This is a genomic window from Trichothermofontia sp. (genome assembly GCF_053493415.1).
Window position 1 is genome coordinate 14,485 of sequence record NZ_JBRCAD010000102.1, and the last position, 12,953, is coordinate 27,437.

10 protein-coding genes are annotated in these 12,953 nt (G+C 50.6%); 6 read left to right on the top strand and 4 right to left on the bottom strand.

The window, feature by feature from the left end:
- Nucleotides 1–165: 165 nt before the first annotated feature.
- The 4 genes from ACWIUF_RS08665 to ureG all read right to left on the bottom strand — a co-directional run bounded on the left by ACWIUF_RS08665 (nucleotide 166) and on the right by ureG (nucleotide 5,500).
- A complete protein-coding gene (locus ACWIUF_RS08665; RefSeq protein ID WP_448571915.1) occupies nucleotides 166–1,860 on the bottom strand; it encodes a hypothetical protein in 1,695 nt (564 codons plus the stop codon).
- A gap of 103 nt (nucleotides 1,861–1,963) precedes the next feature.
- Nucleotides 1,964–3,733 (bottom strand): hypothetical protein, encoded by a 1,770-nt coding sequence (locus tag ACWIUF_RS08670; protein WP_448571917.1) that lies wholly within the window; start codon nucleotides 3,731–3,733, stop codon nucleotides 1,964–1,966.
- A 111-nt stretch (nucleotides 3,734–3,844) separates the two neighbouring features.
- A complete protein-coding gene (locus ACWIUF_RS08675; protein WP_448571918.1) occupies nucleotides 3,845–4,777 on the bottom strand; it encodes a ribonuclease Z in 933 nt (310 codons plus the stop codon).
- Nucleotides 4,778–4,867: 90 nt separating this feature from the next.
- Nucleotides 4,868–5,500 (bottom strand): urease accessory protein UreG, encoded by a 633-nt coding sequence (gene ureG, locus ACWIUF_RS08680; RefSeq protein WP_448571919.1) that lies wholly within the window; start codon nucleotides 5,498–5,500, stop codon nucleotides 4,868–4,870.
- A 431-nt stretch (nucleotides 5,501–5,931) separates the two neighbouring features.
- Between ureG and corA the strand changes: the two genes are divergently transcribed.
- The 6 genes from corA to ACWIUF_RS08710 form a co-directional block, all read left to right on the top strand.
- A complete protein-coding gene (gene corA / locus ACWIUF_RS08685; RefSeq protein ID WP_448571920.1) occupies nucleotides 5,932–7,203 on the top strand; it encodes a magnesium/cobalt transporter CorA in 1,272 nt (423 codons plus the stop codon).
- Nucleotides 7,204–7,261: 58 nt separating this feature from the next.
- A complete protein-coding gene (locus tag ACWIUF_RS08690; protein ID WP_448571921.1) occupies nucleotides 7,262–8,083 on the top strand; it encodes a DUF4344 domain-containing metallopeptidase in 822 nt (273 codons plus the stop codon).
- A 13-nt stretch (nucleotides 8,084–8,096) separates the two neighbouring features.
- Nucleotides 8,097–8,543 (top strand): secondary thiamine-phosphate synthase enzyme YjbQ, encoded by a 447-nt coding sequence (locus tag ACWIUF_RS08695; protein WP_448571922.1) that lies wholly within the window; start codon nucleotides 8,097–8,099, stop codon nucleotides 8,541–8,543.
- 284 nt (nucleotides 8,544–8,827) lie between these two features.
- Complete coding sequence (gene lgt / locus ACWIUF_RS08700; protein WP_448571924.1) at nucleotides 8,828–9,718, top strand: prolipoprotein diacylglyceryl transferase; 891 nt, start codon at nucleotides 8,828–8,830, stop codon at nucleotides 9,716–9,718.
- A complete protein-coding gene (locus ACWIUF_RS08705) occupies nucleotides 9,705–10,811 on the top strand; it encodes a potassium channel family protein (RefSeq protein ID WP_448571926.1) in 1,107 nt (368 codons plus the stop codon). The genes lgt and ACWIUF_RS08705 overlap by 14 nt, the downstream gene beginning before the upstream one ends.
- A 385-nt stretch (nucleotides 10,812–11,196) precedes the next feature.
- Nucleotides 11,197–12,953, top strand: a 1,757-nt coding sequence (locus ACWIUF_RS08710; protein WP_448571927.1) for an ABC1 kinase family protein, incomplete at its 3' end; no start/stop codon positions are given.

The window sequence follows — 12,953 nt, forward strand, 5'->3', positions numbered from 1 at the left end:
GTGAGCACCTAGTGAAGGGCACCTCGAAAAAGACAAATTTTGCGCTCACAAGCAACGTAATCTCGTCGGTTGGGGCGGTTGAACTGCCTTGATCCCACATGAATCGAGGTGCCCTGAATAATAGGATCGCCGTCTCGGCTTGACTGAACAGGGAACTTCACCAACTCAGGGAGAAGCGGTATCCTGAATTCTGAAAAATTGGTTCTGCTGAGCATCAAAGGCCAGGAATTCAAATGGAGTAAGGGCGGAGGGGGGGGTGCTAAGGTCAACTGACCAACCGGCATAGCGATAGCGAGACCCTAAGCGTTGGTTGAGGTCTGGGCGTCGCAACCCACTTTTCCCAACCGTCACAATAACCAACTGGTTCATCGCTTGGCTACGGACAGCATCAACAACCACGATCGCATCGGCTGGGCGGCCTTGATTAGGTAAAAGCGCAAAGCCACTCACAATGCTCTGGTCTACATCGGCTGAAATTTTCGCTGGGGTAACCCCTTCAATTTGACCGATCGCCGTTGGTGTCATGGCTAGTTTTGAGCGAAAATCGGTATAGTTATCGACATGAAAGATACCAGGTTTTAGAATAGAGAAGCGACGAATGGGTCTGCTGATATCTTTGAGATATCTAAGGCTATTGGGATCATGAAAAATGGTATTGAGACAGGTATCATTCTCTAGATAGGAAATTAGTTGAAAACATGCTTTGCCTTGTAACAAGCGATATTTGTGATAATGAATATCTGGATAGATCTTAAGATTATAGTGAACAAAGGCATACCCCAGTAGTAGATACGGGAAGACGAATAGAGCCAACCGGGGACACTGGTGTGGGAATAGGCTAGCTGAGCGGAGGGAGCGATGGGGATGGGTGATCACCACTAGCGCCAGACCAAGGAGGGCGATCGTGAGATAGTTAGCATGGAAAATATAGCGCAAATCTAAAGAAGAATCGGGATAAATATGGGCACGGCGCAGGCTAGTAAATCCCGCATCAATCATCGAACCGGCACCGATCATAATCCAGGGCACAAGAAAGCGACGATCACATGGCTTGAGGACAAAGCAGTAGCCAATGGTCATGAAAAATAGACCACAGAGGAACAACCCGATCGCCCCGGCTAGCGTATAGTCACTCGTAAAGGGATTGCCCAAAAACTCCAACGAAAAGCGCAATCGTGGCAGTAATATTAGTCCTATATTTTCTTGGGTTTTTATTGGCAAATGATAATCAGTAAAGAAATTAAAATAAGCGATTGCTAGACATATTATATAAACAATAATTGGCTTTATTTTATTACCTCCTAAACAGCATATACTGACTAGATTAACAACACTGATAATAATTCCACCAGAGAAAGAAAATAGGGCGATCGTAGCGCAACCGGCCATCACCAACGCCTTGGTTAGATTGTGCCACCTTAAGGTAAATACAAGGGCAGATAGGATCAAGCAGAAACCTGGGATCAGGCGATGTAGTGTAATGCCCCAAAGCCAACGATAGTAGGAAGACAGGCTGAAAATCATTGCGCTCATGCAGAATAGCGTCACCAGGGATAGCCAGGGATAGCCAGGATACTGGCGGTTTGCTGTTTGGCCAACTAGGGCTGACAATGCGATGACGATCGCAACCCCAAATGCCCAGGTAAAGTAAAGTTGAAACTGAATGTTCCAATACCCAAATAAGTGAAATAAGGCGAGGAAGAAGACCGTGGGAATTAGCTTACGACTCTCGTTATATTGGCGAACCAAGTCACCTGCCTTGAGATCTCCCAAGCGACCCTTGAGAATTTCTTTAAATGGTGTATCAAATTCATCCTGAAAGGGAATATCTACCCCATTGTTCGCAATAATCAACAGCATGACGATTGCTGGTGTTAAAATTAGTCCCCACCGCAATCCGCCCCATCGCGTCGCCAGTAATCGCAACTTCCAAGATCCAGCCAGTTGGGGGTGAAACATAGATTTAGGGGGAGGCAGGAGCCAAGGTGGGAGGGGTTAAGGCCTGGGGGGATAGCGCTAGGCGAAAAAAATGGTTTTGACTGGCATCAAAGGCAAAAAACTGTAGCTGATTGTGGGATCGGGATGGCGGAGTGACTTCAACGGCCCAACCTCCATAGCGATAGTAATCGCCAAATTGCCGTGACAAGTCTGGGCGCGGCAGGCCACAATAGCCAATCGCCACGATCGTCAGTTGTTGTCTTGTCGCACTGCGGACCGGATCAACCACGACGATCGCATCCGCAGGACGCAGGTTGATAGGTAGGAGCGCTGAGCCAGTAATTCGCCATTTATTTCCCGCAAGCGGCTGTATGGTATCGACCTGTCCAAAAGCCATTGGTGCAATCATTGTGTTTGTCTGAAAGGATTTATAACTGTTCAGTTTGAGGATACCTGGTCGTAGGATAGCTAAGCGACGAAGCCGATCTAGTTTTTCTAAAAACTGCGGAGTTGTTGGATTTGGGAAAATGCTCTTTAGACAGCTAATATCTTCCAAATAGGGATTGAGTTGTAAGCAGGCTTTACCATATAAAAGCCTGTATTTATGTTGATGAATTTCAGGATAAATCTTAAGATTGTATCGAATAAACTGTAAACTAATCGATAAATAAATCAAGACAATTATAAAGATAGAATTTATTCTGATTATTTTAAATTGATTGATCTTGAAGGTGATATCAAAAAACAAACGATGTCCTAAATGAGTTATCAATACCAACATGATGCCTAGAACCGCGATCGCTAGATAGTTAGCGTGAAGAATATAACGAATATCTAATGCAGAAACAATTTCTTCACCGGAGCGGAAATAGGCGGTTAGGGCAGCACATAGAATGGCATACCCCCCGATCGCGATCCAGGGAATCAAGGCTTGACGATAAGTATGAATGCTTTGACTGTCAAGGATCTGGGAGAATTGCTGATGTCTCTCCCCCCACACTAAACCGAATAAAAATACAATTAAAAGCACTAATCCAATGATAAATGCTTCGTGATGGCGTCCGGAAAAAGGATTTCCCAGAAATTCTATAATAAAAGTAAAATCTCCTACTAGCTGGGAAGAATCGAAATTATAAATTGGTTCAGGATTGCGTACTTTATAATCATAAAAAAAATTAAAAAGACCTATGAAAATAATAGATAAATAGATGAGTATATGCGTGATTCTAATATTTCTGAAGGTTAACAGCATAGCTAGATTAATGAGACTGATAATAATACCTCCAGAAAAGGAAAATAGGGCGATCGTGGCACAGCCAGCTAGAGCTAACGATTTGGTAATATTGCGCCAATTCAAGGTAGCGACTACGGCAGAGAGGACAATACAAAAATCTGGGATGAGTCGATGCAAAGTAATTCCCCATAGCCAGCGATAGTATGAGGTAAAGCTGAACATTAATGCACTCATTGATATCAAAACAAGAAGTGATAACCAGCGATAGTTAGGATAACTTCGTTGTGCAGTACGTTCAACTAATAAACACAATAGAAGAATATTGAGAACGCCCAGAAACCAGGTAAAATACAATTGAAACTTAATGTTCCAATGGCCGAAGATACGGAAGAACAAAATAAATAAAACGTTGGAAATGAGTTTGCGACTGTCATTGAATTGTCGTGTCATCTCAGCCGAGGTTAATTGATCGGCATACTCTAACGTCAAAACCCGGAAAGGATTGGAGAACTCGTCATAATAGGGAACATTTACCCCATTGTTGCGAATAATCAATAGCATCCCGATCGCTGGTAGCAGGATCAGGCTAAGCCGCACCCAAACGTATCCGTAATGCTGCCATAGGGCTTGCCACTTGATGGCCGTGAGTCTCCGTTTGAGCATATTGCAGCCTTAGGTACGACGATGAATTGCGTGGGTCATAAAATCATGGGCCATTTTGGTATTAGCAAAGATCATCCGGGCTTCCTGGAGCAAATCATTGAAAACGATCGCATTACCCGGTGCATAGCGGGGGCTGAAGTGGGTCATGATCAACAAATGGACCTGGGCAGCTAGGGCCACTTGGGCTGCCATTGTTGAGGTTGAGTGCAACCGTTGATAGGCTAACTCCGCATCCTGGTGGGCAAAGGTAGCTTCATGAACTAAGACATCAGCATCCTCAGCCAAGGCGACTGCTTGCTCGCAATAGATCGTATCGGTACAGTAAACAAATTTGCGGCCTATTTCAGTCGGTCCACAAAAATCCTGGCCCCGTAACTGTTGCCCATCGGCCAGAGTCACGGTCTCGCCACGCTTCAACTGGCCATAGATCGGTCCTGGCGGAATCTGCATTGCCTGCGCCTTGGCCAAATCAAAGCGACCAGGACGATCCTTCTCCGCGACTCGGTAGCCAAAGGCCGGCACCCGATGGGTCAAGGGGGCACAGGTCACCACAAAGTCATCGTCTTCATAAATGATCCCTGGTTCAACGGGATGGATCGTTACGGGAAACGACAATCGGGTTTGGGAATAGCGTTCACAGGCCCGTAAGTAGTCTTTGAGCGGTGGGGGACCGTACAGATCGATCGTCGTCGGATTGCCCGCCAGACCATAGCTGGCCAGTAGCCCCATTAACCCGAAGAGATGATCGCCGTGCATGTGGGTGATAAAGATCCGGCGGATCTGGCTGATCTTGAGATCGCTACGCAGAATCTGGTGTTGGGTCCCTTCCCCGCAGTCAAATAACCAGACCTCAGCCCGCTGCGGCAACCGGAGGCCAATACTCGACACATTACGGCTGCGGGTGGGCACCCCAGAACTTGTCCCTAGGAATGTAATTTGCAAGGTTATCTAACTTCCTATCGAATACCCAGCGATCGCACGCTTAACCTTGTCCTATGGTGCCATAGTGCCATACCACTTCGCTGCTTCTGCTTAATGGGTGCGGGTCACGGTTGCAGGGCTAACTCCATCGACGAGGTGCAACTGAATGAAATCCACGATCGCCCCCACTCCGGTCTGGGTCTTCAGATTGGTAAAGACAAAGGGCTTGTCACCCCGCATGGTTTTCGCGTCGCGCTCCATGACGCTGAGATCAGCCCCAACGAGGGGAGCTAGGTCGGTTTTGTTGATCACCAATAGGTCAGACTTGGTGATGCCCGGTCCCCCCTTGCGGGGAATTTTGTCCCCTGCGGCCACATCAATCACATATAGGGTTAGGTCCACCAATTCCGGGCTAAAGGTCGCCGCCAGATTATCACCACCACTTTCAACAAACAGCAGATCGAGGTCAGGAAAGCGTTGCTCTAGTTGCGCGATCGCCACCAGGTTAATGGAGGCGTCTTCCCGAATGGCCGTATGGGGACAGCCCCCTGTCTCCACCCCAACGATGCGATCGGCGGCCAGGGCCTGACTGCGCACGAGGAAATTGGCATCTTCCTGGGTATAGATATCATTGGTCACCACCGCAAGTTGGTATTGTTGACGCAGGGTTTTACACAGGACATCCACGAGGGCGGTTTTCCCTGACCCAACTGGACCCGCAACTCCAATTCGTAAGGCTGTCATCGTAGGCTGGCCATCGGCAATCGTTCTGTTCCCCATTTTACTGGCGATAGTGACTTGCCCAAGGGGAATGATTGAAGCACCTGGCCTCCCTTCCCTAGGTCCTAGGCTCAGGAGACACCCTTTGAACGTGGGATAGCCGTCTCGGCTGTCACCCAGGCAGGCACAATGCCTACCCCACAATGGTTTTTCATTCGCGTAGCGTCTCCGCAGGAGAATCGACTGAGGCTACCGGCATGGCCCGATCGTCGCAATCGGCATGGTCATTTCTTTAGGAAAACTTCTAGGCGATTCGTGCGTTAGGGTATCCCAGGCTATGCTACCTAGTTTGATCAAGCCGCTATAAAACCATCAAGGTGACAACGGTTCCAATTGATGACGTACCTTGTCGCCGCCCGATCGTCCCGTCCCGTTAAGACATAAGTCGAGATGCTATGCCCTCCCAACGACGCTTTCGGTTATTTCCCCAATGGTTACACGCTCGCAATGCTCGCCCGTTGGGAACGATCGGGGCACAGTCCCCGCAAGTCGTGTCCTTAAATACAGCCAACCCAACGACAGAGGCAACGGCGACAGAAGAGGAGGCAGAGGATGAAACCTATTTCGATTATTTTTATGACGAGCCAGGTAGCATTCCTGGCACACTCAGCATCGAAGCAGATGCCCCACCCCCGACGATCGTCCTGATAGACTATGGCCCAGACAAGGCAACGCGCCATGTTCTTCAAACGCCGGAGGAATGCCTTCCCTATCTGGAAACAGCATCCGTTTCCTGGGTGGATGTGCAGGGATTAGGGAGTGAAGAGATTCTACGCCGCTTGGGAACAGTTTTCAACTTGCATCCCCTCATGCTTGAAGATATTGTCAATGTACCACAAAGACCAAAAATTGAGGACTATAAAGACCAGCTTTTGATTATCTCACGCATGGTTTTGCCGAAGGAAAATCCGGAGGATGACTTTGCCATCGAACAAGTGAGCTTTGTTCTAGGTCGGCACTATTTGTTAACGGTCCAGGAAGAATCTAAGCATGATTCCTTTGGACCAGTCCGCGATCGTATCCGTACCGGTAAGGGTAGTATTCGTCACCAGGGGCCAGACTATTTAGCCTATGCCTTGTTAGATGCGATCGTGGATGGGTTTTTTCCAATTTTAGAAGATTATGGTGAACAGTTGGAAGAACTAGAAGATGAGGTGGTTATGAATCCCACACGCCAGACCTTGGAAAAGATTCATCTTATCAAGCGGGAACTACTCGCGATTCGTCGAGCGATTTGGCCCCAGCGAGACTCGATGAATACCCTGATTCGCGATGGTAGCGCCTATTTTGATCCAGAGATTCGGATCTATTTAGTAGACTGCTATGATCACATTGTGCAAATTATCGATATGTTAGAAACCTATCGGGAAATTGCGTCTAGCTTAATGGATATTTATCTTTCTTCAGTTAGCAATAAAATGAATGAGATCATGAAAGTGTTGACGATCATTTCAACGATCTTCATTCCCCTAACCTTTATCGCTGGGGTTTATGGCATGAATTTCAATACAGACACTTCACCTTGGAATATGCCTGAACTTAATTTTTATTGGGGATATTCCCTATGTATGATGGCGATGTTAGCCATTGCTATTTCCCTCATTTTTACCTTTAGACGCATGCGATGGTTTGAGGATACATCCATGAGTACCGATAGGAATAAGTAAAACGTAATCGATAAAAAAGGCTGTATACTTTTCAAGGCAACTAGCTCTAGGTATTGATATGATTTATGGGAAATCTGTTCTGCTGGCCACACTCTTGACGATCGCGACGGCTTGGACTCATGCAAGTTGTGCGATCGCTGCTCCCCTTAACCTCGCCCAGGGGGAAGCCGAGACGATCGTGGATGCTGGCGATATTCAAATTAACTACCTGCCGGTTGCGGATGCCACCTTTGAGGCGGTATACACCATCCTCAAGGACACCCAAACCATTGCAGAAATTGCCGATGCTGTCAATAGTTACCTCGCCTTGCCAACGGATATCCCCGTCAACTTTATGGAATGTGGTGAAGCCAATGCCTTTTATGATCCGGAGAATCAAGAAATCTCCATGTGCTATGAGCTAATCCAAGCCTATGTAGACATCTTTACGGATGAAGAGACCTCGGATGAAGACTATGTAAACGAAGTGATTAATGCCACCGTCTTTACCTTCTTTCATGAATTGGGTCATGCCCTAGTGGATATTTTGGAATTACCCATTACGGGGAAGGAAGAGGATGTAGTAGATGAATTTGCCGCAATTATGCTTCTGCAAAGTGGCGATGCCGGCGTCGCGGCCACGCTCGCCGGGGTCGTGCAGTTCTCAGTGGATGCAGAACAAGAGACAGAACTGGAAAACCTAACCTTTTGGGGCGAACATTCCTTAAGTAGCCAGCGATTCTATAACATCGCTTGTTTCGTTTATGGGAGTGATCCGGATACCTTCAGTGATTTCGTCGCTGACGACTTTTTGCCAGCGGAACGGGCACAACTCTGCGAAGATGAGTATGCCCAGAAGGTCAGAAGCTGGGATATTCTATTAGGCCCCTACTACCAGTAATAAGGCAAGCACGATGGTTATGGCGATCGCGCACCACCTGATCGAAGTAGACACCAACCCTGGCATCAGTATTTATAACCTGACCCCGCAAATCGAGGCGCTCTTGGCCGCATCGGCCATTCAGCACGGACACATTCTTGTCTTCTCCCGTCATACCACGACGGCCCTCACGATCAACGAATACGAGGAGCGGCTGTTGGCCGATCTCAAAGCCCACCTGCTGCAATTAGCCCCGCCCGATCGGCCCTATCGCCATAACGACCTGCATTTGCGGGCCAATATCCCCCCCGATGAACCCATGAATGCCCACTCCCACCTCATGGCGATGATGCTCAGTACCAGTGAGATCATCCCCGTGCGCGATCGCCAGCTTGCCCTCGGTACCTACCAATCCATCCTGTTCTTGGATTTGGATGGTCCCCGTCGCCGCACTGTATCTTGCCAGATCTGGGGTGAATAGGTCTTAAGAGGGTTAGCCGGCGGCGGGATAGGGCGGTGGGATAGATCATGGACCAAGACCGCCGCGACAGCTATCCCACGTTCCAGGTGTGGTCACCTAAAACGGAGCTGGGTATTCTGCGTTTGACCTCCTCACCACCAGGTTAGACACAGCGATGCCCAAACCGATAGAAACGGTAACTGTCGGCTTGGTCCATGCTCACGCTATACCTGCTAGGCTGTGAGACGTAAAGCCGTCCTAGCAGGACGGGGTTTCAGACCCAAATTTTTTTGATGAGCCAACCTATGTTGTGGTCTCTTTTGCCCTTAGCCTTCCGGTTTGAATCCCCCGGACCAATCCTGGTGGAACTGGGACCGTTAACCGTGCGCTGGTATGGGCTGCTCATTGCGACGGCAGTCCTGATGGGCGTGACCCTCTCCCAGTGGTTAGCCAAACAGCGCCGAGTGGACCCGGAAGCGATCGCGGATCTGGCCGTTTGGCTTGTGGTGGGGGCCATTCCGGCGGCGCGCCTCTACTATGTGTTATTCCAGTGGCAAGCATATGCGGCGGATCCGCTGCAAGCCTTGGCGATTTGGAAAGGGGGGATCGCCATTCATGGGGCAATTTTGGGGGGAACGATCGCGACGATCCTGTTTTGCCGTCTCCGCAAACTCTCCTTCTGGCAGATCGCTGACTTGATTGCGCCGTCCTTGATTTTGGGACAGGCGATCGGGCGGTGGGGCAATTTTTTCAACTCGGAAGCCTTCGGTCGCCCAACAGACTTACCCTGGAAGCTGTATATCCCGATCGATCACCGTCCGCTGGCCTATCGCAGTTTTGAGTATTTTCATCCCACGTTTTTGTACGAGTCGCTGTGGAACCTGGGGGTCTTGGGGCTACTGCTGGGCCTCTTCCTGTGGGACTCGCGCCAACCACAGCCACGCTGCAAACCGGGCACTCTCTTTTCGCTCTATTGGCTAACCTACAGTTTAGGTCGGCTTTGGATCGAGGGCTTGCGGACCGATAGCCTCATGTTAGGGCCGCTGCGCATTGCTCAAGTGGTGAGCCTCTTAGGGATGACCCTAGGGGGACTGGGCCTCTGGTGGCTCTATGGTCGGCAACGATCGCTGCCCGATACGATCGCCGACTCGGACTGGTCCCACAATCAACTACCTCCCCAGCGTGAACCCCATTGAGGATAGGAGTCACAAGCACCAGCCCCCCCTCTATAATGCCTTAGAACGGGGGTATCGTAAGATTCGCCGTGATCTGCTGGGGGGGTCCTTAGCCCTACTTGGCTTGATTCTGGGGGGAACGCTGGGTTATCGGATCATTGAGGGTTGGCGCTGGCTAGATGCCTTGTACATGACCGTCATCACCCTAGCCACAGTGGGCTTTGGCGAGACCTATCCCCTCAGTGATCAGGGGCGCATCTTTACGATCGCCCTCATTCTGGCTGGCATCGTCTGCATTACCTACATCGCCAACCGCTTTACAGAGGCGATCATTCAAGGCTATTTTCAGCACGGAATCCGTCAGCGACGCCAACGGCGATTTATGGAACAGCTATCGAATCACTATATTGTGTGTGGTTTTGGCCGGACTGGGCGGCAAGTCGCGCTCGAGTTTGCGGCGGAGGGGATTCCGTTTGTGGTGATGGATGCGGACCCAGTTTCGATCGATCTGGCCCAACAACGGGGCTATTTTGCCATCCAGGGGGATGCCACCCTAGACGCCTCCCTATTCCAATTAGGGATTGACCGGGCCATTTGTCTGGTGACCGCCCTCCCCACGGACGCGGAAAATCTCTATACGGTGCTTTCGGCCAAAACCCTGAATCCCCACATTCGCACGATCGCGCGCGCCAATACGGAGGAAGGCATCCAAAAGCTCCAGCGGGGGGGAGCCGATGCGGTGATTTCGCCCTATGTGACGGGGGGACGGCGGATGGCGGCAGCCGCTTTGCGGCCCCAAGTGATGGATTTTGTCGATGGGATTCTCACGGGCAGCGATCGCACCTACTACGTGGAGGAATATCTCCTCGAACCCAGTACCTGCAACTGTTTGGGCCAAAGCCTGCGGGAGGCCCGTCTGCGATCGCAATCGGGGGTCTTGGTGCTAGCGATTCGGCGACGGGATGGCACGTTGATTGCAGGACCCACGGCAGAGACGATCCTGGAGGCCGGGGATCTGCTGATTTGTATGGGCACGGCGGAACAACTGCGTAGCCTGAATCAATTGCTCTCGCCCTTGCGGCCCGATCGCTTCCGGCCTCCCCGGCAACCCTAAGGGCGAGACTCCCCCTGCCTTGTCAGGTCAGGATGGCCGGTTGGTTGGGCCAATGGCGACCTCTGGAATGAAATCAGCGTGTCCCGTCCCGGTGCCAGTGCGAACACCTTGATGGGTTGACAAAAACTCGAACCGCCCTCTCCCCAACCCCTCTCCCAGAGCGGGCGAGGGGCTTTTGAAGCCGGTTTTGGGATGGCAGTCCCTTCGCCCCTAGTGGGAGAAGGGATTTAGGGATGAGGGAAAAAGATTTGTCAGTCAACCAGGCGGACACCTTGCGCCATTGCCCCCAGGCGTTGGTAATCGCCATCTCCTGGGGGTGTAGTCCCTGCGCCCGATCGGCTCCCGTTGTTACAATGATTTACATTATTGCTACTGGGTTAAGCGCATGAAAACCGAGGCGGGTGTACAGTCCAAGACACAGGTTCACAGTTCGGTGGGCGATCGCCCCCTGACCAACGCCCCCCACAACTTGACGATCGTCACCGTCGAGAGTGAAACCATCGCCGAAGCCGAGGCGCCATTGATCCCCGACGATGCTGATCCGGCCACCCTGGCAAAGGATTTGCGCTACGACCCGATCGCGATCACCCGCTACTACGATCGGCGTCCCCTGCAAGCCATCGGGCGACTCCTGGGCATTTTTGCCCCCCTTGTGTGGTTTTTCCTGGGTTTGTGGTGGGATCGCCGTCGGGGCAAGCTTCATCTGCATCAACACCGACGAGCGATTCAATTACGGGAAACTCTGACCCGTCTGGGACCCGCCTTTATTAAGGTAGGCCAAGCCCTATCGACGCGCCCCGACCTCGTGCCACCGTTATATTTAGAAGAACTGGCCCAACTGCAAGATCAATTGCCGCCTTTCCCCAACGAAGTTGCCTATCGCTTTATTGAGGAAGAGTTGGGGGGAAAACCCCTGGATATCTATGCCAAACTCACGCCTGAGCCGGTCTCAGCCGCGTCCCTAGGGCAAGTCTATAAAGGCCAATTGCATACCGGAGAAATTGTTGCCGTTAAGGTGCAACGACCTGGGTTAGCCGAAGGAATTACCCTGGATCTTTATATCTTGCGACGATTGGCCAGTTGGGGGCAGAAGCGTCTGAACTTGCGCAGTAATCTCGTTGCCATCATGGACGAGTTTGGCGCTCGCATTTTTGAGGAAATGGACTATGCCCACGAAGGGCGCAACGCCGAACGCTTTGCGAAGCTCTACGGACACCTACCAGGCATTTATGTTCCCCGCATCTATTGGCAATATACCCGCCGCCGGGTGCTAACAATGGAGTGGATTGCTGGCACCAAGTTAACCAAATTAGAGGAACTCAGCCAGCAAGGCATTAATGCGACTGAACTTATTGAAGTGGGCGTTCAGTGTTCCCTACGACAATTATTAGAACACGGCTTTTTCCACGCTGATCCCCACCCTGGCAACCTCATGGCAATGCCCAATGGCAAATTGGCTTATCTTGACTTTGGCATGATGTCGGAGGTGAAACCCTATCAACGGTATGGCTTGATTGAAGCCGTAGTTCACATGGTGAATCGGGATTTTGAACGGTTAGTGGAAGACTATGTGAAACTGGAATTTCTTGACCCGGAAACCGACCTCCGCCCGATCGTTCCGGCCCTGGCTAATGTCTTTAGTGATGCCTTAGGTGCTAGCGTTGCGGATTTGAACTTTAAGAGCATTACCGATCAACTATCGGAATTGATGTACGAGTATCCCTTTAAGGTGCCTGCCTACTATGCGTTGATTATCCGATCGCTGGTTACCCTGGAAGGCATTGCGATCAATGTTGATCCGAATTTTAAGGTCTTGAGTAAAGCCTATCCCTACATTGCCAAACGTTTACTCACCGATCCCGCGCCGGAATTACGGGCTTCTTTACGCGATTTACTCTTTCGTGATGACGGTTTCCGGTGGAATCGGTTAGAAAATCTTTTACGCAATGCCCGTGGCAGCACCGACTATGATTTTGACCAAGCTTTTGATCAGGCGATCGAGTTTCTCTTTTCCGAACGGGGATCGCTGATTCGTCACCGCATTACCGAGGAATTGGTGCAGCAATTAGACGCCTTCTCGGTGAAAACCGTGCAAACGATCGCCCAACAATGGTTTGGTCGCCCCGCCCCCCGCCACAACGG